General features: G+C 63.5%; 18 protein-coding genes. 9 read left to right on the top strand and 9 right to left on the bottom strand.

Going from position 1 to position 22,667, the window contains the following annotated elements; translation table 11 throughout:
* Window positions 1-146: 146 nt before the first annotated feature.
* From SPHPHY_RS0104520 to SPHPHY_RS0104505, 3 genes are all read right to left on the bottom strand, one after another.
* Entirely contained in the window at window positions 147-2,828 is a 2,682-nt protein-coding gene (locus SPHPHY_RS0104520; RefSeq protein ID WP_156025012.1) for a hypothetical protein, read from the bottom strand.
* 380 nt (window positions 2,829-3,208) lie between these two features.
* Window positions 3,209-3,352, bottom strand: coding sequence for a hypothetical protein (locus SPHPHY_RS0104510; protein WP_156025011.1), 144 nt, complete (start codon window positions 3,350-3,352; stop codon window positions 3,209-3,211).
* Between the two features lie 216 nt (window positions 3,353-3,568).
* Window positions 3,569-4,291 (bottom strand): SDR family NAD(P)-dependent oxidoreductase, encoded by a 723-nt coding sequence (locus tag SPHPHY_RS0104505; protein WP_231370351.1) that lies wholly within the window; start codon window positions 4,289-4,291, stop codon window positions 3,569-3,571.
* Window positions 4,292-4,381: 90 nt separating this feature from the next.
* On the opposite strand from SPHPHY_RS0104505, the gene SPHPHY_RS0104500 reads away from it, so the two are divergent.
* The 6 genes from SPHPHY_RS0104500 (at window position 4,382) to SPHPHY_RS0104470 (ending at window position 11,344) form a co-directional block, all read left to right on the top strand.
* Window positions 4,382-4,780 (top strand): winged helix-turn-helix transcriptional regulator, encoded by a 399-nt coding sequence (locus SPHPHY_RS0104500; protein ID WP_022685509.1) that lies wholly within the window; start codon window positions 4,382-4,384, stop codon window positions 4,778-4,780.
* 615 nt (window positions 4,781-5,395) lie between these two features.
* Entirely contained in the window at window positions 5,396-6,580 is a 1,185-nt protein-coding gene (locus tag SPHPHY_RS0104495) for a hypothetical protein (RefSeq protein WP_022685508.1), read from the top strand.
* A 522-nt stretch (window positions 6,581-7,102) separates the two neighbouring features.
* The gene (locus SPHPHY_RS0104485) at window positions 7,103-8,008 is read left to right on the top strand and encodes a tyrosine-type recombinase/integrase (protein ID WP_022685506.1); all 906 of its coding nucleotides are present in this window, start codon (window positions 7,103-7,105) and stop codon (window positions 8,006-8,008) included.
* A gap of 7 nt (window positions 8,009-8,015) precedes the next feature.
* On the top strand, window positions 8,016-9,209 hold the full coding sequence (locus tag SPHPHY_RS0104480) for an IS91 family transposase (RefSeq protein WP_022685505.1): 1,194 nt from the start codon (window positions 8,016-8,018) through the stop codon (window positions 9,207-9,209).
* Between the two features lie 470 nt (window positions 9,210-9,679).
* Window positions 9,680-10,129, top strand: coding sequence for a divalent metal cation transporter (locus SPHPHY_RS0104475; RefSeq protein ID WP_022685504.1), 450 nt, complete (start codon window positions 9,680-9,682; stop codon window positions 10,127-10,129).
* Between the two features lie 123 nt (window positions 10,130-10,252).
* Complete coding sequence (locus SPHPHY_RS0104470) at window positions 10,253-11,344, top strand: membrane dipeptidase (protein ID WP_196802115.1); 1,092 nt, start codon at window positions 10,253-10,255, stop codon at window positions 11,342-11,344.
* A gap of 38 nt (window positions 11,345-11,382) precedes the next feature.
* Here the strand turns inward: SPHPHY_RS0104470 and SPHPHY_RS0104465 are convergent, their stop codons facing one another.
* Complete coding sequence (locus SPHPHY_RS0104465; protein WP_231370350.1) at window positions 11,383-14,325, bottom strand: TonB-dependent receptor domain-containing protein; 2,943 nt, start codon at window positions 14,323-14,325, stop codon at window positions 11,383-11,385.
* Window positions 14,326-14,812: 487 nt separating this feature from the next.
* Between SPHPHY_RS0104465 and SPHPHY_RS22230 the strand changes: the two genes are divergently transcribed.
* Both SPHPHY_RS22230 and SPHPHY_RS0104455 read left to right on the top strand, forming a co-directional pair.
* Window positions 14,813-15,112, top strand: coding sequence for a putative quinol monooxygenase (locus tag SPHPHY_RS22230; RefSeq protein ID WP_022685501.1), 300 nt, complete (start codon window positions 14,813-14,815; stop codon window positions 15,110-15,112).
* A gap of 410 nt (window positions 15,113-15,522) precedes the next feature.
* Entirely contained in the window at window positions 15,523-16,548 is a 1,026-nt protein-coding gene (locus SPHPHY_RS0104455; RefSeq protein WP_022685500.1) for a c-type cytochrome, read from the top strand.
* A 673-nt stretch (window positions 16,549-17,221) separates the two neighbouring features.
* On the opposite strand, the gene SPHPHY_RS0104450 is transcribed toward SPHPHY_RS0104455, so the two are convergent.
* From SPHPHY_RS0104450 to SPHPHY_RS0104440, 3 genes are read right to left on the bottom strand one after another with little or no spacing between them, the layout of a single operon-like run.
* On the bottom strand, window positions 17,222-18,004 hold the full coding sequence (locus tag SPHPHY_RS0104450) for an inositol monophosphatase family protein (RefSeq protein WP_022685499.1): 783 nt from the start codon (window positions 18,002-18,004) through the stop codon (window positions 17,222-17,224).
* A gap of 17 nt (window positions 18,005-18,021) precedes the next feature.
* Window positions 18,022-19,173: an MFS transporter gene (locus tag SPHPHY_RS19265; protein WP_022685498.1), complete on the bottom strand. Its 1,152-nt coding sequence runs from the start codon at window positions 19,171-19,173 to the stop codon at window positions 18,022-18,024.
* Window positions 19,174-19,189: 16 nt separating this feature from the next.
* The gene (locus SPHPHY_RS0104440) at window positions 19,190-19,978 is read right to left on the bottom strand and encodes a DeoR/GlpR family DNA-binding transcription regulator (RefSeq protein ID WP_022685497.1); all 789 of its coding nucleotides are present in this window, start codon (window positions 19,976-19,978) and stop codon (window positions 19,190-19,192) included.
* 173 nt (window positions 19,979-20,151) lie between these two features.
* Between SPHPHY_RS0104440 and SPHPHY_RS0104435 the strand changes: the two genes are divergently transcribed.
* Window positions 20,152-21,303: an acyltransferase family protein gene (locus tag SPHPHY_RS0104435; RefSeq protein ID WP_022685496.1), complete on the top strand. Its 1,152-nt coding sequence runs from the start codon at window positions 20,152-20,154 to the stop codon at window positions 21,301-21,303.
* 437 nt (window positions 21,304-21,740) lie between these two features.
* Here SPHPHY_RS0104435 and SPHPHY_RS0104430 read toward each other — a convergent pair whose 3' ends face one another.
* Entirely contained in the window at window positions 21,741-21,950 is a 210-nt protein-coding gene (locus tag SPHPHY_RS0104430) for a DUF4287 domain-containing protein (RefSeq protein ID WP_028056478.1), read from the bottom strand.
* Between the two features lie 363 nt (window positions 21,951-22,313).
* Window positions 22,314-22,667: an ArsR/SmtB family transcription factor gene (locus SPHPHY_RS0104425; protein WP_022685494.1), complete on the bottom strand. Its 354-nt coding sequence runs from the start codon at window positions 22,665-22,667 to the stop codon at window positions 22,314-22,316.

The raw sequence follows: 22,667 nt of genomic DNA, 5'->3' as shown, positions 1-22,667 counted from the left end.
CGCCTCCCAACTCCGGTCGCTCATTCATCTCCGTGCCCGAGCCCTTGGAGCGTTCCGGGGAGTGGTCTGAACCCCTTTATCAACGCTTCGATCTAGGAACGGTTAACAAGGCGTCGGCGGGTCGAGCAGGCGCTATCGAACTATCTTCAGGCCACGTGCGCCGGTCGGCGCAGGAATTGGTAGCCGATCCAGACCTGAACCTCGGTTACGCTCTCGAAGCTGACCTCCGGATGAGCCAGCTCCTCGCGCGGAAACGCAACGGCATAGTCGCCGCCCGCACCTCGCCCCCAGAAGGCCAGCTGAGCAGGTTTGGTGTCCGCAAAATCCGTGTCCAGATCGATCGCGGTTTCCAGCGGAGCCGACCGTCCCAAGCTCGTCGTCGTGCGCGGCTGCAGCACCGCGACGTGGACCGGCTGATCGGACGCGACCATCTGCTCGTAGCGCGACCCGTGCGTGATGTCGCAGGAGATGACGTCGTTGCGGAGCGAGGCGCCGATGAACGCCACCGCGATGTTGCGGGCCTTCGTCTCCACTCGGTCTTCGGGAAAGTCCAAAGTTTCGACTCGGAACGCGAAGCGCCGATCGTTCTTCAGAGCGGCTATGGAGGCGGCGTCGGTGAACGAAAGTCGCAGCACGTCCCTGCCGCGGTTCGGATCGGAGATGAAGTCGAGATACCGTCTCTCCATCTCGATCGGCTCCATCAGCTTGCTCCAAGACCGGACCATGCGATTTGCAAGCTCGGCCCCGGACATCTGACCCTCAAGGTAGCGGACCGCCACGTCGGGTCCCAGCGAGCCTGCGTCCAGCAGCACGCTTCGGGTCTCGTCGCGAAGCGTGATGATCTCGGCCGCGCGCTGGGCCTTGAAGGCCAGCGTAAGCAGGACCTCCATCTTCGCGCCGGCGATCTGGACTGCGGTGTAGGCCAGAGACCGGACGGCGGCCTCCCTGTGATCGACACTGTCGCGCAGCGACGCCGCGGATCCCGCCAGAGCGGTAGCCTGATCCCGCTGCACCGTAACCGCCTCGACGCGCTGCTGGGTAATGCCGGCCCTGCGCTGCGCGAGGAGAAGTTCATGCGCCGCCTCCGCGCCCTCCTTGACCAGCGCCACTTGCTTGGCGTTGTCCGAGGTCGAGACCGCCGATATCTTTCGGATGACGTCCACGAGGTTCACGACCGCCTGACCGGCCTTCACGATCTCGCCGATCTCCTTGCCCACCTCCTTGCCGGCCTTGGTCACCACTTCCAGATCCGGCTTCTCGCCGGCGAACAGCGCCTGTCCGATTGGCTCGGCATTGTCGACCACGGTCTTCGTAAGAGCGATCATCGAAGGCACCAGGCCGACCAGACTCGTTCCCGCGGTCGGAATGGCGGCAACAACGCTCACGACCGCCCCAGCGATGCCCGCCAGCGTACCCCAGATCGATCCACCGGCCGTCTGCAGCTCGACGCGCTGACGCTCGAGCTCCTCCATGGCCGCCTTGATCTCCGCCGCGGCGCGGTCGGCCTGCTGCTGACGGTACTCCACCTCCTTGACCGCGTCCGCGGCCTCGCTCGTCGCGATGCCCAGCTCCCGCGAGGCGTTGGTCGCTGCCGCCTCGGCGGCACGAGCCTGCTCGTCGGCGAAGCCGCCGAAGATCGACACCGCCTCGCCCATCAGAGCGGCGTCCGTGCTGATCGAGACAAAATGCAGGTCGAGCGCGGCGAAACTAGTGAAGGCGCGCTGATACTCCTCGAAGAGCGGTATCATGTCGTAGTCGCGAGGCAGGCCTAACACGTTCAGGCCCCCGACCCTGCGCCTCTCGGGCTCGGCAGCGGCCGCTGCCTCGGGAGCGCCGGCGAGCTGGTTCAGCAGCCGCGCGCCTTCGACGTTGTCGGGCTGGAACTCGAGGCATGCGAGAAGTTCGCCAGCGGCGCGGACGCCTTCGCCGGTGTCGGCGCCGGGCTGGAATTGACGGTAGAACTGACGTCCCATCTCGAGGCGGAAGGGCGCCCAGAAGTTCGCGTAGACGTCGTAGACGTTGAGCACGGAGCGCATACCCTTGACGAAGTCGGCGTGGGACAGCAGCGTCGAAGTCGCGTTCAGCCCGGCACCGTCCACGCCGGCCTTGCCAAAGCCCCAACCCTCCGGAAGCTCGATCGGCGCCTCGGGTTGAGGCGTATTGACGCCGTCTATGCCGGCGTTGCCGGGAGAGCCTCCGGGCCCTCCCACTCCGCCGCCGGCCGCGAGGCTCAGCCCGATCGGCTCCTCGAGGCCGAAGTAGCTCAGCTGTCCGCCAGCGCCGCCAGCCCCGCCATCGCCTCCCCGTCCACCGCCGCCTCCAGCCGACCCGAGTTGGCTGGCGTTCTCCGGATCGGAAGGGCTGACGTACCCGTTTACGCCTCGGCCGCCGTTTCCGCCGGGGCCACCCGCCGCTCCCCTGCCACCGGCGACCGTGACGCTGAGGTTGTTCGAACGGCGGCAGTAGAGCGTAACGGCGCCGCCTGCCCCCCCGGGCTGGCCGGCTCCGCCCTTCTTTCCGGGACTACCCGCCTTCGGCCGCCACGGGCGCCCCGGCAAAGGTGTTTCCGCGGCAGGACCATCATCTCCCCTGCCGCCCACAGCCGTGCCGTTCTCTCCGGAGGCATCGAGGACGCCGCCGGTCCCGTCGAACTCGTCGGCCATGACGACGAGCGTACGCCCGCCTGCCTTTATCCTGTCCTGACCACTCGCGAAGGTGACGCGTCGGGCGAGGAGATAAACGGGTCGATCGACCGGCTGCGACAGGATGAACTCCTGCACGCCGGCGTCCAGAACGATTTCGTCGCGGATGTATGGATTCTGCGGCATTGGCACCCCCACCCAGTCCCAAGCGCTACTTCGGGAACAGCATAAAGCCGTCGTCATCATCGTTGAAGTCGATGCCGAAGACGAGCGTGGAGATTTCCAATTACGCGGCATCCAACTCGTTTATTAAGCGAACAGCGAGGCCGTTGGACCGAACACGTTCCTCCAACATCGACGGTCCTAAGCCAACATATCGTCCTCTGCCGAATGACGGTCAGTTCCGACCCGAGCCGCATCTCCTCGGCGTCGGAGCAACGCTCAATCCCTTAGGACGCTCACGGCACATCGTCCGCAGCTTCCACTAAGACGCGGCCTGACCTACGGGGAACGCCCACGTACTCGCGCGCCTGCACTAAGCTCAGGCGGAAGCCGTCGCGATGTCGTTAGATGTAGGCCAGCGCGGGATGGTAGCCATCGGTCACCGCGATCATGCGTCCGTCGCCCGCCAGCGTCCTCAGGCGCGTCGTATCCTCGCGGTCTAGCGACGCGCGAACTCGCCGCCCGGAGAGGCTCGGTAACTTCGGCACAGGGCGCTTGCGCCGTTCCCCTCTCGTGCCGAGGACCCACATCCAGACATTCGTAGCTTGTTCCTCGCCGCTCAACTTCGGTCTTTCGTTCAGAGGCGGGAGGCGTGCTTCCCTAAGCGTTTCGGGCGGATCGGCCGTTCCGCTGCCACTGGAGACGGGCGACGCTGATTGCGCGTGCTGGCCGAGCCACGCGTCAGCCGCCGCCCGTTCACCTGGCTACACCTGTCGCATGCCTCCATCGACGCAAAGCTCGGCGCCGGTGATAAAGCTGGCCTCGTCGCTGAGGAGGAAGACGGCAGCAGACGCAACCTCGTCGGCTCGCGCCATGCGGCCGAGCGGAATGGGAGCAATGAGCTTCTGACGCATCTCCTCAGAAACTGCAGCCATCATGTCCGTATCGGTCGGTCCCGGCGCAACGACATTGACGCGGATGCGACGCGGCGCGAGTTCCGCCGCCCAGCTGCGCGCATAGGAGCGCAGTGCCGCCTTAGTTGCCCCGTAGGTACTGAACGGCGTCACGCCCATGACGTCGGCGATCGAGCCGACCAGCACCACCGAGGCTCCGTCGCTCAGCACGGGCAGCGCTGCCTGAATTCCAAATAGCGCGCCGCGCACGTTGACGGCGAAGTGCCGGTCGAAATGCTCGCCGGTCTCCTCGACGATCGTTGCCGGCTCCGACAATCCAGCGTTCAGCACCAACGCGTCAATGCGACCATGCAGACGCTTGGTCTCGGCCACGACTCGCTCAAGATCGCTTTGGGACGCCGCGTCGGCTTCAATGCCGTGCGCCGATGGACCAATGCTTTCAGCCGCAGCAGCCACCTCGTGTGACTGACGTCCGGTCAGAAGGACATTAGCGCCTTCCTTCGCGAGCCCGCGGGCAGTCGCGAGACCAATTCCCCTGCCTCCACCGACCACCAGCGCGACCTTGCCTGCCATTCTTGCCATCTTCAGCCCTTCCGTTCGATATGGCGAACCAGATATACGAAGCATATCTGCTATCAAGAACGCACTTGGAGTAGCGTAGATATGGCGAGCGATACCGACTTGGAGGCCCTGTCGTGCAAGGCGATGATGGACGTGCCTCGCATCCGCCCTGTGCTGGACAAGATCGCGGACAAGTGGACGATCATGATCCTGACGGTGCTGTGCCCTCAACCAGCACGCTTCAACGAGATCAAGCGACGGCTCGACGGCATCACCCACAAGTCGCTCGCCGATGCACTGAAGCGCTTGGAACGTCACGGACTGATCACGCGCACTGTGATTCCGACCACTCCAATCGGCGTCGTCTATACAATTACGTCCCTAGGCCACTCGCTTCGCGAGCCCTTCGAAGCGCTCTGTTCGTGGGCACTGGATCAAGAGCAGGCGATGGCGGAGGCAGTGACCGCATACGACAATTCGCGGGACTCGTCAGTACGTTGACCCAGAAGGCGACATTCGCAGTGGCTTGAACGAAACCCCAACCGGCCGTTGGTTCAGAGGCTGCCAAATAACGGGAACCGGCCCGTTCGCAGTCAGACAGCTTATACGTAAATGAAAGGAAGCTGGCGTTCGTTATTCCGGCGAATTGGGCGAGCGACATTCATACTCTTTCATTCAAATCTATGCGCTGTTATAGAGTATATCACTAATTTAAGTATTGCACGACGATTGCTTGTCTGTCGCGAGCTCGAAGGCTCTTGCGGAGCACTCGGGATCAATAGCCGCCGACATTGCCATCTACTTGCCATCTTCAGCTGCGATTTCCTAGAGAGTCTTCTTATAACGTAAGCCGACATAAGAGCCGCCGAACGACCCGATCGGGTTCAGGAAGCTGCGCGCGCGAAAGCAAAATTTCCAGTTGAGTGTCGGTGCAACCGGCTGCGAGCACGGTGCCATGGGCGGACCTACCCCTTGGAATGTTTCCGGACACCGATCAGATTGGAGGAGACGAGGATCAGGGCGGCAAACAGGCGGAAGCGGCTTAGGCAAAATTTGGGATGCACCCCGCGCCGGACAACGCTACGAAGTCGTCGTCCCAATCTTTCCGGATCGTCCTTGGCCACAGTACCGGCAGAACTGCTGCAAAGTCTCTCCGCCCCCGGTGGCGGACAGGTCGCGCTCGTCATCGGTGCCGGCTGTTCGAGGGGCGCCCCGACAAGTATCCCACTCGCCGGAGAGCTGTCGCGGGGTGTCGAGCACCAACTGGTGCTGAACGGCCGCCTTCAGGCGAACCAATGCCAAGATCCAAGTGATTTGGCTGCCTTGGCCACGCTCGTCTTCGAGTTGTGCGGCAACAGCCAAGCCGAATTGGTCCAATGTTTTCCGATCACCCGAATGCGGCTCGCCAAGCCCAATCCCGGCTACAAGCTGCTGGTGTCTCTGATGGCCGAAGGCGCCATCAGCCACGTCCTATCGCTGAACTTCGATCTCGCAGTCCAGAACGCCGCTGCCGAACTCGGTGTGGAGATCGAAACAGTGGCAACCGTGAACGAACCGGTGCCCATCCGCGCGGCGCTGGTTCAACTCCACGGGAACGCGAACAGCGTCCCCGACCAGCTCGTCCTCCGGACGGAGGTCATGGACGGCGAATGGATCGGTCAATGGCATCAGGTCGTGGCCCAGCAAGTCCTGGCGGCGCCGACCGTCCTCTTCGCCGGCCTCGGATCGGCGGCTCCCGTCCTCACGGCGACGATGGCGATGATCCAAGGCGCCCTCGGAGGTAACAAGGCCCTTTACCAGGCAGACGTAGTCCCCTTCGCTCAGAGCGGCTTCGCGGCTCAACTCGGCATTGCCGAGCAGCGCTACATCCAGGGATCCTGGGACGCCGTGGTCATGAGGCTTGCGGAGCGCATCGCCGCCCGCCAGGTCGACGCGCTTTCGCATAATGGCCACGCCCTCCTGTCGGAGAACAACCACAACGAGGATGACCTCCAGCGGTTCGCCGGCATGGCTGCCAAGCTCGGTGGCCATTCGCTGCTGACGCTCGGCAAAATGCGCGCGTTCGCCGATCTGGACTGCGACAGGCTCTATCGGCCACACTCCAATCACGACGACGAATTCATCTCTGAGCCAATGCTACGGCTGGTCCGCGCGGCGGAAAACTTCGGCCTCGATGCGGAACCGACACCCGCCGGGACTTGGACGCTGCGGCGGAACGGCCAGTCGGTCGCACGGTGCTGTCAAAGCAACTGCACATGGCCGATTGAAGGCGAGCTTCTTGCCCTTTTGCCTGCTACTTAGCTGGCAAAAGGGGGCCGACCTCGGGAAATACCAAGCGCGACCGCAGCACTGACAGCGTGGCGTGCATAGCTCAGGCCACCGAAATCACCAACCCTGCGCGGCTCTCGAGCAAGCCGGTACGTTGGTTTGACAGAGCCGCTGACGCCGCTCGGCCAGAGCCTCGCTCAGGCGCTTGAACCCCTATGCACCTGGGGAACCGACAACATGGTGGAGATGCAGAAGATCTTCGCCGAGCGCGATAGCTGGGTTCGTGAGAAGCACGCCTAGCTGCCGCCCCGGCGACGGACGCAAGCGACAGAGCGGGTGCGTGACTGGCGATCTGAACGTCCTGATCGCGCGTTAGCCTGCCGTCAGCTTCGCGGGGGCGACTCAACGGCGGACACTCAGCTGTCTCGACCGACCCACTGCACGAAGCCGCTGCGCGGCAGTGGTACCGGCGGTGAAGTAGCGCGCCTGTGCTGAGGTTTGGCTGCCCGGCGACGGCGGCAGACGATGGAGTTCCTTCAGCAAGAGGAACTCCCCATGGCAACCTTACGGACCAAACGACCCCTCACGCCGCTGCGTCAGCGGATGCTCGATGACATGGCGATGCGCTCGATGCGGGCGCGGACCCAGCACGACTACGTCCGTCACGTTCGCGCCTTCGCAGCCTTTCTGGACCGTTCGCCCGACACCGCAACGGCGGAGGACGTGCGGCGCTTTCAGTTGTACCAGCGCGAGCACGGTGTCGGGGAGTCCGTCATCGGCGCCACGGTGTCGGCGCTGCGTTTCCTCTTCGGAGTGACGCTCGACCGTCCCGACCTGTCGCGCAAGCTGGTCCTGGCGCCTCGCCCCCGGAAGCTGCCCGACGTGCTGAGCGTCGAGGAAGTGGCACGGCTGCTCGAGGCGGCACCGAGCATCAAGTACCGGGCCGCGCTCGGCGTGGCATATGGCGCCGGCTTGCGCGTGGCCGAGGTCGCGCACCTCAAGGCTGACGACATCGACAGCAGGCGCATGCTCATCCGCATCGAGGAGGGCAAAGGACGCAAGGACCGCAACGCCATGCTCTCGCCGCAACTGCTCGAGCTGCTGCGGCTGTGGTGGCGCGAGGGCAAGCGGCGTAGCGTCCTGCTGCCGCACGGCTGGCTGTTCCCCGGCCGCAGCTACACCGACCCGATCTCGACCAGGCAGTTGCACCGCGCCGTCTGCGAGGCGGCCGAGGCCGCGGGCATCCGCAAGCGGGTCAGCCCCCACACGCTGCGGCACAGCTTCGCGACGCATCTGCTGGAGCAGGACGTCGACATCCGCGTCATCCAGGTGCTGCTCGGACACAGCAAGCTCGAGACCACCGCGCTCTACACCAAGGTCGCGACACGCACGATCCGCGCGGTCACCGGTCCGCTCGACCAGTTGATGGCGCTGATGGAGGGCAAGACGCCCGCCGGGTGACCCCACGGTGCGCTCCTCGCTCGAGGTCGCCGACATCTTCCGCAGCGCAGGCCCTGCATACCGAACGGCTCATGCCGGGCATCTGAGCCTGGACCAGCTCAAGGTCATGTCGGCGATAGAACATTGCCGGACCGCCGTCATGGGCGGGCATGTCGAGGCCTGCACCGACTGTGGCCACTGGCGGGTCGCGTATAACTCCTGCCGCAACCGGCACTGCCCGCGGTGCCAGGGCGCGGCCGCGCGCACGTGGCTTGCCGAGCGCGAGGCCGACCTGCTGCCGGTCGGCTATTTTCACGTCGTCTTCACGCTGCCGGCCGAGGTCGCCGCCATCGCGCTCCAGAACAAGGCGGCGGTGTACGGGCTGCTGTTCCAGGCGGCGTCCGAGACGATGACAACCATCGCGGCGGACCCCAAACACCTTGGCGCCCGCATCGGCATCACTGCGGTGCTCCATACCTGGGGCTCGGCGATGACCCACCACCCGCACATTCACATGATCGTGCCGGGCGGGGGATTGTCGTCGGACGGCAGCCGCTGGGTGTCGTCACGCCCGGCGTTCCTGCTGCCGGTGCGCGTGCTCGGCAAGCTGTTTCGTCGCCTGTTCCTGACCAAGCTGACGGCGCTGCACGAGGCCGGGCGGCTCGCGTTCTACGGCGGTATGACCCACCTCACCGACCGGCGTGGGTTCCTGCGTCACCTGGCACCGGTCAGGAAGAAGCGTTGGGTGGTCTACGCCAAGCCACCGTTCGCCGGACCCGAGACGGTGCTCGCCTATCTGTCGCGCTACACCCATCGGGTCGCGATCTCGAACAGCCGCCTCCTGCGCTTCGACCAGACCGGCGTCACCTTCCGCTACAAGGACTATCGCTGCAACGGCGCCGACCGGCAACAGGTCATGACTCTTGCCGCCGACGAGTTCATCCGCCGGTTTCTGCTCCACGTCCTGCCGAAGGGCTTCCACCGCATCCGCCACTACGGCCTGCTCGCCGGCGCCACCCGCAAGGCGCATCTCGAACGTGCCCGCGAACTGCTCGGCGTTGCGCCAGCCGCCGTCGAGGCACCGGCCGTGGAGCCGGAAGACACCCGTCCGCCATGCCCGTGCTGTGGCGGGCGCATGCTCGTCATCGAAACCTTCGAGCGTTGGCGACAGCCACGCGCCCCACCGCCGGGTATCAACCCGACCGGGACCACCCCGCCATGACCCGGCATGGCCCGAACATATCCCGCCGCGCAACACCTGCGCTTCCGGCAAGGATGCCGCTCGCGCCGGCGGTGTCATCTACCCCGCCGACATCCATCGCATGCCCCGGTCCTGACCAGCATCAAAGCCGGATACAGCCCGTGGAAGCCGTCCTGCCTCCCGCTGTCGAGCGTCCCGACGACCGTCGCGCATGCCCCGCACCGGACCAAAACCCGAAAACCCCATAGGTCATCGCCCGTGGCCCGCGGCTTCCTGCTTTGGAGGAAATCATACACCTGCCGGTGCCTGATTTCCTTCACACAAGCGGAAATTCAGAGCTCCTCAGCCGCTGCCCGAAACAGGACATCCGTTCATCCTCGCACAGCTGCCGTGGGAGGGTACGCGCGGCCGGGTCGAGGAGCAAATCGACGAGGGCAAGGTCACCACGCGTCAGCGCCGCAGGGCGAGCTGAGCTCGCGCGGCGAGACGTGATGATCGGCATTATCTTCGCCAATATCATCCTCTACTTCATCATCCTGTCCACAGCGACCACGCTCAATCCGCAGGGCGCGACACAGATCGATAGCGCCGCTCAAGCGGCACAGGCACTGGAGCCGCTGGTGCAGGGCTTGGGGAAGAAGGGAAGCCTGCACCACAGGGTCAGCGAGGCGAAGCTATTTTACGGCGTCATCCCGATCGTCACCATCGTTGCCGCCGGCGCGAACTTCCTGGGGTTCAACCCCATGCGTGCGTTGGTCGTCTCGGGGATCGTCCAAGGCTTCTCCGTGCCGCCTCTCCTCCTCATGATGATGCTCATGACCAACGACCGCCAGATGATGGGCGAGCGGCGCAACGGCATGATCATCAACATACTCGGCTGGATCACGACGGCCGCGACGTTCGCGGCAACCACGTGCCTGATTGTAAGCTGGTCCTGGTGAATGATCCGCCTGCCCCTCCGCTCTTGCTAATTCGAAAACTCTGCATGCAAGGAAGGGCTGATAGTTCGACCAAAAGCTGCCACATTTTTGTTTCGACGTGCATCTGGCATGGGAGAAGTAGCTTTGCATACCGATCGCCGTTCGTTCCTGGCAGGCGCACTTGCGGTGCCGCTGAGCGTTGCGCCAGCAAGGCAGCGTAGCGTCCCCTGGATCGACGGTTTGAGCTTTCTGCCTGACGACATGGCGCAGATTCCCGCTGCTGGGCTGGACGCGATGATCGTGGATATCTCGAAGATCCAGACCGTCGCGGGTCCTTCAGGTGAGCCTACCTACCTTCGGGGTTTCGAGGCGAATGATCCCGCGATCGACGCCGCTGTCGCGCGACTGGCCTCAAGCAAGGTCGCCTATTTGGCGCTACGTGGAAGCGACATCGGGCGACGGCCAGGCTGCGCAACCTTCCTACAGTTTCAATCCACCGAGATGGTCGGTGACGATTTGACCAGGCTGGCACGCTTTCATGCCAAGGGCCTGCGGGTGATCCAATTCACTCACCATAACAACACGCCGTTTGCGGGCGGCGCCATTGAACCGACTCAGCGTGGCCTTAGCCGGCTTGGCATCGAAGGTCTGGGCGAGATGAACCGCCTCAAGCTCCTGCCTGATGTATCGCACGGCTCTGTCGCCACGATGCTCGACGCGGCCCGGCTCAGCCGCACGCCCATCGTTCTGTCGCACGGCGCAGCGCGCGCGCTTGTCGATCACCCGCGAGCTGCGCCCGACGAGGTGATCCGCGCCATCGCCAACAGGGGTGGAATGATGGGCGTCTTCATGATGAGCTTCTGGCTCACGCGCGACCCTGTTCCCACGCCACAGCATTACGTGGCGCAACTGCGCCACGTCATCAACGTAGGCGGGATTGATGCGGTGGGGATCGCCAACGACTTCCCGATGGACGGCGAAGCCAAGCTCGTGAAGCTCGGCAACGACAATGCGGCGGGCGTGAAGAATTACCTGGACTGGTGGAGGGCGATGGACCGCCGCGGCGTACCCGGCTTTGCCTGGACACCTCAGCATGTGGTCATACCGGAGTTCAACAACATTCACCGTATGGAACGCATTGCGGCCACGCTCGAGCGGTCCGGCTTTCGTAGCGGCGAGATTGAGCGCATCATGGGCGGAAATTGGCGCCGGGTGCTGACTGACGTGCTCGGTTGAAGCATGGCGGGGCCGCCGGTCGCGACCCCGCCTCAGTTTTAGAAACGCACGTCAAAACCGGCGTAGAGCAGCCGGCCGTAGAGGTCATAGGTGTTCGCCGAGGTCTGCGTGCCCGGGAAGGTCACGAGGTTCGTGTCGCCGAACACCGGCGGCTTTTTATCGAAGACATTGTCGACACCGAGATAGAAGGCGGAGCGCTGCTGATCGTCCAGTCCGAAGCGCAGCTGCGCGTCATGGTACCAGAAGGCCTTGGTGCGGATCGGCACATCCTTTGTCAGGTCGTCGACTACCGGGGAGAGATAGGTGACGCGCCAGTTCAGCGAGATGCGATCTCTCGCCGCCGTGACCGAGGCATTGACCTTATCGCGGAAGCCGGTGCCAAGGCGACCGCAGCTGTAGCAATCGAGCTGGCCAACTTCCTTTTGCGTTGGGCCGCCGGGGAACGATGTCTGCTCCTGGTCGAGCAGATGCGTCCAGCGGGCATCGACGTCGACCCGCCCACCGAGCAGGTCGCGACCGTAGCGGAGTGCGGTGTCGATGCCGGAAACGAGGAAGGAACCGGTGTTCAGGTTGAGCGCGTCGACGCTGGTGACGAAACCGTTGGCGTCACGGGTCACGTTGCCGCAGAAGATCGCGTCCCCGGAGCCGGTGAAGCATTCGTCCAGCGAGGTCTGTTGCCCGATGATCCCGATCGCATTTTCCACCCGGATGCGGTAATAATCCACCGTGAGACTGAAGCCGGGCAAGAAGCGCGGCGTGGCAACCGCGCCCAAGGTAAGGGTCTTTGCCACCTCCTCGCGCAAAGCGGGATTACCACCCAGAAAGCCATCGATGTTCTGGAGCTGCGCCGTCGAGTAAGCGAAGCCGCCGGATGCTGCGGCGCGTGCGATCGCGGGGATAGCGGCACAAGCGGCAGATAACGTGCCGAGGCTCAGTGGGGCGCCGTCACCCTCTCCCTGCCGCTGATCGCAAGGATCGATTACCGAGGGGAAAGTCTGGCTCTGCGCAGAGAAGAGCTCGCCGATGTTGGGTGCGCGCGTCGCTTCGGAGTAGACGCCGCGGAAGCGCAGGTCTCGGATCGGTGCCCAGTCGCCACCCGCCTTCCAGCTCCAGACGCTGCCAACGGTCGAGTAGTTCGCGTAGCGAACCGCCCCCTCAAAGGTGAGCGCATGGAAGAACGGTCGATCCGCCAGGATCGGTGCGACGACCTCGGCGTAAACCTCTCCAACGTCGAACTTGCCCCGGGTGTCGCTCAGCTGGTTACCTAGCGTCTGGCCGAGATTAGTCGCCTCGTCAAAATCCTCGTTGCTGCTCTCGCGCCGATACTCACCACCAATGGCGACCCCAAGCGGTCCGCCGGGCAGCCGGAAGAGGTCACCGGAAAGCGTCGCCGCGGCGACGTCCTGCTTTACCCGCGCCTGGTATGTCGACAGCTGGCCATTGCGAGTGACGTAGGCCGCAGCTGCCGCCGACACGGTGTTGAAGCCGAATATGTTGATCGGGGCGCAGCTCGGATCGTCGTTGCTTCCGATCGCGTCGGCGTTGATCGCGCAGACTGGCCCATTTGGTCCGGCTACGGCGTTGAGCGCGTTCGCATAGTTGGGTCCAAAGACCGTGCCGGAGGCGGTGCGGTCGGAGGTTTCTCCGTGCGTATAGTAGGCGTCATAGCGCACTCCCCCACCAAGCTCGCCGCGCGCGCCGGCGACGACCCGCCAGGTCTCGCGCTCGTTCCGGTTGCTTCGATTGAAGATGTCGTTCGAGCGGCGGCGGAAGGCGAGCGTGTTAGCTCCCGTTGCGATCATCCGGTCGCGAATGGCCTGGGGGATAAACGGGTTGGTGATCGGGATCCCGCCGAACGGCGAGCCGTCGAGAAAGGCGAGATCGGGATCTGCAACCGCCTGCGCCTCGAGCCCGTTGCTCGACTTGGTGCGGGCATACTGACCCTCCACGTACGGCACAAAAGCCTGCGACACCTCGAAGTGCGCCATCGCCGATCCAAGATATCGCCGTACGGGCACGCTGAGGTAGCGATCCGCGTTCCGGTTATAGCCGTCTACGTTTGCGCTCTGATAGTTCTTGAGCTGATTGGCGGGATCGAAAGTGAAGCTGTTGGCGCCGGGTGCGAAGCGCCCGTCGACGCTGAAGAGGCCTTGCGCTCCGTAAGAGCTGCGGTTGGGAATGTCCGTGGCCGAGAACGAACGATTGCGGGAGCGCAGTCCGCGATCGTCGTCGAAGCTTCCGCTGACCACCAGGTGGCCGCGGCCGCCGGCAAACGATGTGCCTGCAACGCCCGACAGAAGGTAGCGCGGCGTGTCGCCCTTATCGGAAACCGTGTTCTGGCCGTGCAGTCGCAGCCCTTCAAACGTATCGTCCAGGATGAAGTTTACCACGCCGGCGATGGCCTCCGAGCCATACACGGCAGACGCGCCGCCGGTCACGACCTCGACCTGGCGGATGAGATCCGTCGGAATGGTATTCAGGTCGACGACCGAGGTGCCGGGTATCCCGGCAACGAAGCGACGACCGTTTACGAGAACCAGGGTGCGCGACGAGCCGAGATTGCGCAGGTTGACGCTCGCCACACCGTTCCCGGTGGTGGAGAAGTTGGTGCTGGTGCGGCTGATGTTCTGTCCTACCGCGGGTAGCTCGGCCAGCACGTCCTGGATGTTGGCGGCGCCAGTGCGCTGGATCGCTTCGGTCGAGATGACCTGCACCGGCGTGCTGGCGCTCAGGTCCGGTCGCGCGATCCGCGAACCGGTGACGACCACTTCCCCGTCTCCCGCTGCTTCGTCTCCGCTAGCCTGCCGCACGTCTTGCGCGGCGGCGGTAAGCGGAGCCGTGGTTGCGATCAGCAGCGAAGTCGCGAGCAGGCGCGCTCGCAGGCGCAATGGTGACTTCATCATCTTCCCTATCCCCGTTTGCAGGCACGATCCCTGTTGCCTGGTGAGGCTGATGATGCCGTCAAGGCGATCCTGCCTCAAGAAATCTCTACTATCGCAGGGGGATATGGAAACCTCGTCCATGCCGGTTGGCGCAGGGATCGCTGATTATGATTGTGGACGACTAACGGAACCGCTGTCCTTCGGGGAACACCGGTCCGAGCAATCCACTAGCGACGGCATGGATCCAACGAAATCCCTCGTTCGATCCGGCTCTTCTCCTGAACGATCAGCTTCTTTTATCAGCAAGGATGGCGGTCAGCGGGTCGATCGGAAAGGAACTAATGGTCCGCAACAAACTGCTTGTCAGCATGCCTTACAGGTGGACATCGCCGAACGAGGCCCGTGGCTTAAAGCCGTTAGGACCCACTTTCGGTCGTTCGAGGCACCATCGGCTTTTTCCCGAAGCGGTGGTCCATTCATGCTGCTGCAAGTCCACCAGACACCAAATGGCTCTCACACCGATCGGGCCGGGTTGATGTCGTCACCGAATGTGTCCACTCAGCAATCTTGGATTGGGAGATTGACGATGTCGGTGAAGGTAGTTGCGTTCGTATCGGCGAAGCCGGGACAGGAAGACGCCTTCGTCGAAGCGGCCAGGGTCTGCGTCGCCGCTTCACGCGCTGAAGCTGGCGTGCTGCACTATGACCTGTGGCGCGAAACCGAAGGCGAACAGCGCTACTTCTTCAATGAGCTCTATGTCGATGATGCCGCCGTTGCGGCCCACATGGCTTCGGATCACTTCAAGGCGTTTGGCTTGGCCGCGCGCGACCTCGCGGCAGCGCGACCGCTCATCATCAAGACGCTTGCCATCGACGTCGCAGATTGATTTGGCTCTGTCGTCACACTGCCAGGAAGAGCCTCAAAGGCGGTCACCGGAGGTGGCCTGCCCTCCTGCCAAATCCGGCCGTTTGTTCATGTCCATGCTTGAGATCGCTTCGCGACAAGGCGAACTGTCATCGATTCATGATGCCGTGGCCACGGACTCAACATCAGGCGTGCACAACGAGAGCCTGTCGACGCAGCACTAGCCGGATCGGCTCGCCGACTGGATGAGCGACTAGGGCTTCCTCAATGCGCCAGACGACGAGGATGAGGATAATTGAGGGCTGCAGCGCCGATGCAGCAGGGGCGCGGCAGGCTATGCGCACTGGAACGAGATCGCTAGTCTGATGCGCGGGCGTGCGACCCTGCGTCTCCAGCTCTCGACGGGCAGTTACACAGCAAAGGCGAAATCTCATGTTCTCGTTCAGATCCGCTTTGCTGAACGGCTCGGTCGTCGCAGCCCTCGCCTCCGGCTTCATAGCGTGCCGCGCCTATCAGGCGTCCGCTGCCGAGAAGGCGACGTTCGATCCCCCGCCTGCGCTGGCACGAACGGACTTGCCCGCGTGGCCGTATCCGCGCGGCATCCCGGACGACGAGAAGGAAGAGGGCAAGTTGTTCCACGTCCCCGGGAGCAAGCAGGCGTTCACGTTCACCCAGATCAACGGGCAGCGGGCGACGATCGACTGGTTCCCGGAGCGTCACCCGACACCGCCGCCGCCTGTTATCAGCGGAAGAGAGGGCGCCTATAATGCCTGTGGCCAGTGCCACCTCATTGATGGTGGGGGCAAGCCCGATACCAGCGATCTTCGCGGCCTACCGGTCGAGTATATGATGCAACAGCTCGCCGACATGAGAGACGACAATCGGCACGCGTCGATCAACGGTGCGCCGCTCGCCAAGATGGTGGCCATCGCGAAAGCACTGCCTCTCGACGATGCGCGGCAAGCCTCCGAGTATTTCCACTCCATCAAGCCTGTAAAGAGGCTTCACCTAATCGAAGGTGACGTCGTGCCCGTCACCCACCCCGCCGCGCACGCCGTACAGAAGGTCGACCCGAGCGGCGCAAAGGAGCCGATCGGCACCAGGATCATCGAAGTGCCGCAAAGCTTCGAGCGTACCTTGTTGCGAGATCCGTCATCGGGCTTCATCGCCTATGTACCCGCTGGCAGCATCAAGAAAGGCAAGGCGCTGGCGACGAGCGGTGGCGGAGGAAGGACACTACCCTGCGCCTCGTGCCACGGCCAAGACATGAGAGGGTCTGGCGCCGAATTTCCGAGTATCGCGGGTCGATCGCCAACCGCTATGGCTCGCCAGCTGTATGATTTCAAAAGTGGCACTCGCAACGGCAAGAACGCGGTGGCGATGAAGCCGGTGGTAGCGCGGCTCACCGATGCGGACATCGTGAACCTCACGGCCTATTTGGCGTCGCTCGATCCTTAAAGATGTTGATCTCGCGTGATGCCCTCTGATCCGTAGTGAGGAGAGCAGCGCACAGCGGCTCAGATGCGGCAAGTTGGTGATCTGACGCTCGACTTTGAAGCCGCTTCGCGTCGGACCGGAGATGGCTACGTCAAAGCCGCTAGCGATGAGCTCGACCACGTCCGCCGAGTGGAAGAAATGCGGGAACGGCTCGGAGCCGAGCGGGTCAAATTAGAAATCCTGCGGTCCGCCCGGTAGTGTTATTACGAGCGCAGCTACGACCCTTGGAGCGCGCATGCCATACCCTGACCGGTCAGTGGATCGTGACTAAGAAGGGCCTCGAGCGTGATGACCAGGTGACCGGGCAAGTGCTCGTCATCGCCAGCGAGCGGCTTGAAAGACCCATTTCCGGCCATTCACACGGTCCATCCCGCTGACCGAAACCTGCCACTCGTTCATGTGAGCGGACCGACCGTTTCGGCGAGCCCAGCCAGATGCGGAACGACCGGCATTGGGGAGTGCCCTGCCCGGCAGCTATTAGGAGCCCCGCAGCGGAAAGCTGCCGCTTGCTCCGCGCCAGCTGTCCCGTAACGATGGCAAATGGGAACGCCGGCCATGGCCGGCTTTTTCGCTCAACCCACATCCATTTTTGCCGGCAGCACCCACAAAGAAGGATGACGCCGCCAAGTTCGGCCTAGCCGTTGAGCAGTCGCAGGGCGTCGTCGTGCAGGCGCGACGAGCCAGCCATCAAGATCGCACCGCCCGTTTCAGCGCAAGTTCCATCAAGGCATGACACAATGCCACCAGCTTGTTCGATAATGGGGATCAAGGCGACAATGTCGTACGGTTCTAACGCCGGTTCGAAGCAGAGGTCGATCATACCCGCTGCCAGCATCGCTACCGCGTACGCTTCACCGCCATAGCGTGTCAGTCGTGCCGAAGATGCGAGGCGCTCAAACCCGGCGTCCAAACTGCCACGCCCCTTCACGGGCGATGTTGTATGAAGGGTCGCAGATGACATGTCGCGATCCGTGCGAGTCGTCAGCCGGCGGGTGTCGCCGTTCCGTCGATGCCAGGCGCCGTCACCGTTCGCCCAGAACCGCTCACCGGTGAAGGGCTGGCTCATCATGCCCGCCGTCGCTCGACCTGCTTCGGTAAAGCCGATCAACGTGGCCCACACCGGAATTCCGCAGAGGAACGCGCGCGTGCCGTCCACCGGATCTAGGATCCATCGATGGTGACCATCTCCCACCGTCTGACCGTATTCCTCGCCCCATACGCCATGTTCGGCATGCTCATGGGCAATGATCGTCCGGATGGCGCGTTCGGCCGCGCGATCGGCCTCGGTCACAGGATCGAATGTCTCACCGGCCTTGATCTTGATATCGACGGCCAATGGTTGACGAAAGCGTGGCATGGTCTCCGCATCGGCAGCGTCTGCAAGACGGTGGAGCAGGCTTGCTTCAATGACGCTCAAAGCTTTGTTCCCTTGCTTCAAAAGGAACGAGCGGTGTTGGTCGAGCGGGTTGCCGCAGCGGCACACAGGGGCACCAGGCAGACGAGGCCGGCCAGCATCCAGTAGGCGCCGGACAGGCCGATCGCCTGTGCCACGAAGCCGATCCCGGCAGGTCCTGCAAGAATGCCGGCATAGCCGATCGTCGTCACCGAGGCGATCGCCAGACTAGGCGGCATCGCGGTCTGTGCCCCAGCCTGCCGGAACAGCACGGGCACGGTGTTTGACGCGCCCAGCCCGATCAGGAGGAAGCCCAGGAACGCGAGCGGCGCAACTGGCGCCGTCAGCAGAACAACGTAGCCGACGATGGCGAGTATGCCGCCGCCCAGAACCGTCCGCCGATCGCCAAGGCGTGCGACCACGGCGTCTCCGGTTAGGCGACCGGCGGTCATGGCGACGGCGAAGACGCTATAGCCGAGGCCCGCCTGAGCAGGCGCGACAAGACCCTTCCCGGTCAGCAACAGGGCACCCCAGTCCAGGATCGCGCCTTCGGTGAGGAAGGTGATCGCCGTTAGCAGAGCCAGCAGGACGACGATGCCACGAGGAACGACGAACAGCGGCGTCTCGTCCGCCTTCGGCGTGATGATCAGCCTCGAGGACGCAACCATCAGCGACACGATCATCAACAGCGCTGCGAAGACCGTTCCTGCCAAGGCCCCGACCTTCGCTGACAGGGCCAGCGTCATCATGGACGATCCGACAAATCCCCCGACGCTGAAGAGGCCGTGGAAGCCGGACATCAGCGGTTTACCCGCCCGCTTCTCCACCTCGACGGCGTGGACGTTCATGCCGACCTCGATCACCCCCAGGAAGGCTCCGAAGACGAGAAGGACCGCACCCATCGTCCATACGGTCGGTGCGAACGACAGAAACGGCAGCGCAACGGTCATTCCCACACCACCCGCCAGGATGGCGGGCTTCGCCCCCAGCTTCGAGGTGAGTGGCCCTGCGAGCTGCATCGCGATAACCGAACCCAAGCCCAGGCAGAGCAGCAACAGTCCGAGTGAGGCATCTCCGACACCAAGGCGTGCTTTTGCGAACGGCACCAGCGGTGCCCAGCAGGCCAAGCCAAAGCCGGAGACGAAAAAGGCGATGCGGGTCGCGAGACGCGATCCGGCTTCCTGTTGAGTCACTAGAGGTTCCCGTCTGTTAGGCTTGCGAGCCGGCGTTCGGTTCAGCCCGGAGAATGTCGGCGCCAGCGGCACGCAAATCCTCGACAGCCGCGTCCGGCGCGTCATGCTCGACGATGATGCCATGCACCGCGCGTAGCTCAGCGACGCGATGCGGTGCCTTCGCACTCATCTTCTCGTTGGTCGTGAGGATGAGCGTCTGCTGACTGCGCGCCACCAGGGCACGTTTGAACGTCGCGTCAGCGGGGTCGAGGGCGCTTATGCCGCCCCCCGCGGAGAGCGCGCAGACACCCAGGAAGCACGTATCGATGTTGAGGCGAGCGACTGCTTCCAGCGCAATGCCATCGATGGCTCCCCCAATGACGGTGTCGATCTGACCACCGACCATATGGATGTGCACGTCGCCGCGCGCCGCCAGCGTAGCCGCGATTTCAATCGAACTCGTTGCGACGATCAGGTCGCTATCGCGCGGCAGCTCCTCGGCGATGATGACGCTGGTGCTGCCGTTGTCGAGGAAGACGAAGCTGCCGGGCTGGATCAGCGGCATCGCCGCCTTGGCCAACGCTCGCTTGCGTTCAGGGTCCTCCGCGACCCGCGTCGTCATCGGCGTCGTACCCGGGACCAGCGGCAGCGCCCCGCCGTAGACCCGCCGGCATAGACCAGCCGCTGCCATGGCGCGCAGATCACGCCGGATGGCGTCTTCCGACACGTTGAACTCGGTCGCGAGTGCGACCGAACTCACCGACCGGCCGGCACCAAGGCGCGATGCGATCGCATCGCGCCGTGCGAGGGGAAGTCCGTTGTCCATGTTGAGCAGCTACCTATGCCGGGCATGATCCGCAACTTGAATCGTGCAACAACAAGCATAAACGTGCGATCCGTACCTCAAGATGGCGGTTACGGAGCGAATCCCACGACTTAGAAGTTTTGATTGTGGGTTCGTATTGCCGAACGTGCACCAATCACGCATGAGCGTGCGTCATGGACACGACATCTGCGATCTCAACCAACGCCACCGCGCCTGGCAAGAACCACTACGTCATCCTCGACGGGCTGCGCGGGGTGGCCGCGCTGTTCGTCGTCGCCTTTCACCTGTTCGAAGCCTACGCAGGGAACAACCCGCAGAAGCAGATCATCAATCACGGCTACCTTGCCGTGGATTTCTTCTTCCTACTGTCAGGTTTCGTCGTCGCCTACGCCTATGACGACCGGTGGGACCGCATGTCGGTTTCGGGATTCTTCAAGCGCCGCCTGATACGTCTGCAGCCGATGGTCGTGATGGGAAGCGTGATCGGCGCGGCATTGTTCGTGTTCCAGGACTTTTCGATCTTCCCGAAGTACGACAATGCCTCCTTCCTCCACGTCGTGATCGTGATGGCGCTGGGCTTCGTGATGATCCCGCTTCCAAAAAGTGCCGATGTTCGCGGATGGGACGAGATATACCCGTTGAACGGTCCGGCATGGTCGCTGTTCTACGAATATGTCGCCAACGCCCTGTATGCCCTGGGCGTCCGCAAGCTGTCCAATCGGTCGCTTGGCGTGCTGGTGACGCTGTCCGCCCTGGCATTAATCTACCTGGTGGTCTTCGGCCCCCGTGGCGACTTAATCGGCGGCTGGGCTCTAGATGCGTCGGGCATCCAGATCGGCCTGTCTCGCGTGATGTTTCCGTTCTTCGCGGGCGTTCTCCTGATGCGGTCGGGGGGCAGGATCAGGGTGCCCTACGCCTTCGCGGTGAGCAGCGTTCTGCTGATTGTCGCCCTATGCCTCCCGCGGTTCGGCGGTACCGATCATTTGTGGCTCAACGGCCTGTACGAGGCCGGCTGCGTGATCGTGCTGTTTCCGCTCATTGTCGCTATCGGAGCAGGCGACCGCGCGGCCGATGGCCCTTCCGTCCGTCTCGCACGATTCTTCGGCGTGCTCTCGTACCCGCTCTACATCACGCATTACGCGCTGATTTACATCTTCACCGGTTGGGTGGTCGATCGGAAGATCCCCGCCCCACAGGGGGCAGTGGTGGGGATAGGCGTGTTCATAACGACAGTCGTGATCGCCTACGCGTGCCTGAAGCTGTACGACGAGCCTGTGAGACGTGGACTGGCAGCGAGATATCTTGCTAACGCCGACCGACGTTAAGTCGTCGTTACCAGAGCTACTTCTCAGGCGACAGATAGGCGCTGCGCCCACTTGGACCGCAGGCCGTCCATTAAATGCTAAGCACGGGCCATCGGGCGTCCCGATTAGGAAGGCCCAGCGGGACAGCCGCGGCAGGATTGGTCTTCCGATGCCTCCGTCTCGGGCCGTCTCCCAAACCCGTTCCCGATTGCGTTTTTCCGGAATGGCTCGTCGGAGATGGAGAAACGGGACTGCGGCAAATCGCCGGAAGGGCCGGTTTCGGGATGCCACGACGATCTGCCGAACGGCCGGGAATGGGTCGCAAGCCAACTGGCAGCTCCGCGGCCAGGCAGACCCACGTCCAGACGTCCAGTGACTACGAGCAACTTCCCGATTCCAGCCACTCGTTCATGCCAACGACTGACGGTAGCGCCGCGTCTAAGCGAGTGCCGAGCAGGCTAGCCCTTCTCCGTCAGCGTGTGTGCCACCACCGCATTGGCATGGCCGTGTCCCATCCCGTGCTCGTCCTTCAGCATGGCCACTAACTCCATGTGCTTGGCGGGCAGACGGACTCGGACGATCTGCTGCCATTCGGCGATCGGCTTGCCGTACTTCTTCTCGATGGAGGGGAAGTAGGACGCGGGTCCCTTCACTGGTTCACTTGCCATCGACGTCATCCTTCAACTCGTATGAGGCTCCGGCAACCTCAAGCTGTTCACGGGCAAGTGCAAGCCAGGTAGCCCTCGAGCTGATTGCGTCAGGGCGTCTCGGCGACCCAGAGGAGGTCGTGCCGGACGCCGTCCCCGCATCTCGACTCCGGTCGCTCGTTCATACCGCAGTTCGGGGCTTATGATCCTTCCGAGAAGCCGTTCGGTTGATCTGGCTGACGGATATAGCGAAACGGCACCTCGCGGGTACGCTGATGGCTTCGCCCACACAGCGAGGGCTCGCCACTGCCGCCAGCCATTGTGGTTCCAGAGCGCGAGAATCTGTCAAAGGATGTGTTCGGTCGACGCCAGCAGCTCGCAAGCTTACCCCTCGCCTTCCTGCTGGCTCGATAGAACCGCACCTAGCGCATCGAGCCGCCTGTCCCAAACTGATCGCCGCGCTTCCAACCACTGCTCAACAATCTTTAAGCCATCATGGCGGAGCTGGCAGGACCGGACACGGCCTAGCTTGCTAGTGGTGACAAGCCCCGCTTCCTCGAGAAGCCGGATATGCTGGCCGACAGCTGTGAGCGTGATCCCGGACAGGTCAGCTAACGCCGAGACGGCATGCGGGCGCTCGCCCAGCCGTTCGATCATGCGACGTCGTGTCGGATCACCCAGCGCATGGAGCAGCAGATCAATCGGCTCACCGTCGACCTTCCGGCGTGGCCGCGCCAC

This window comes from Sphingomonas phyllosphaerae 5.2, from assembly GCF_000419605.1.
In the GTDB taxonomy this organism is placed as follows: domain Bacteria; phylum Pseudomonadota; class Alphaproteobacteria; order Sphingomonadales; family Sphingomonadaceae; genus Sphingomonas; species Sphingomonas phyllosphaerae_B.
Note: the sequence above shows the minus strand (reverse complement) of the source record. Positions and strands in the feature narration are given on the sequence as shown.

Bases quoted from the DNA above. Each gene is read 5' to 3' on its own strand.
- SPHPHY_RS0104505 (WP_231370351.1), bottom strand. From the start codon at position 4,291: ATGGCAGGCAAGGTCGCGCTGGTGGTCGGTGGAGGCAGGGGAATTGGT.
- SPHPHY_RS22230 (WP_022685501.1), top strand. From the start codon at position 14,813: ATGTCGGTGAAGGTAGTTGCGTTCGTATCGGCGAAGCCGGGACAGGAA.
- SPHPHY_RS0104485 (WP_022685506.1), top strand. From the start codon at position 7,103: ATGGCAACCTTACGGACCAAACGACCCCTCACGCCGCTGCGTCAGCGG.
- SPHPHY_RS0104520 (WP_156025012.1), bottom strand. From the start codon at position 2,828: ATGCCGCAGAATCCATACATCCGCGACGAAATCGTTCTGGACGCCGGC.
- SPHPHY_RS0104455 (WP_022685500.1), top strand. From the start codon at position 15,523: ATGTTCTCGTTCAGATCCGCTTTGCTGAACGGCTCGGTCGTCGCAGCC.
- SPHPHY_RS0104435 (WP_022685496.1), top strand. From the start codon at position 20,152: ATGGACACGACATCTGCGATCTCAACCAACGCCACCGCGCCTGGCAAG.
- SPHPHY_RS0104475 (WP_022685504.1), top strand. From the start codon at position 9,680: ATGATCGGCATTATCTTCGCCAATATCATCCTCTACTTCATCATCCTG.
- SPHPHY_RS0104500 (WP_022685509.1), top strand. From the start codon at position 4,382: ATGGCGAGCGATACCGACTTGGAGGCCCTGTCGTGCAAGGCGATGATG.
- SPHPHY_RS0104440 (WP_022685497.1), bottom strand. From the start codon at position 19,978: ATGGACAACGGACTTCCCCTCGCACGGCGCGATGCGATCGCATCGCGC.
- SPHPHY_RS0104430 (WP_028056478.1), bottom strand. From the start codon at position 21,950: ATGGCAAGTGAACCAGTGAAGGGACCCGCGTCCTACTTCCCCTCCATC.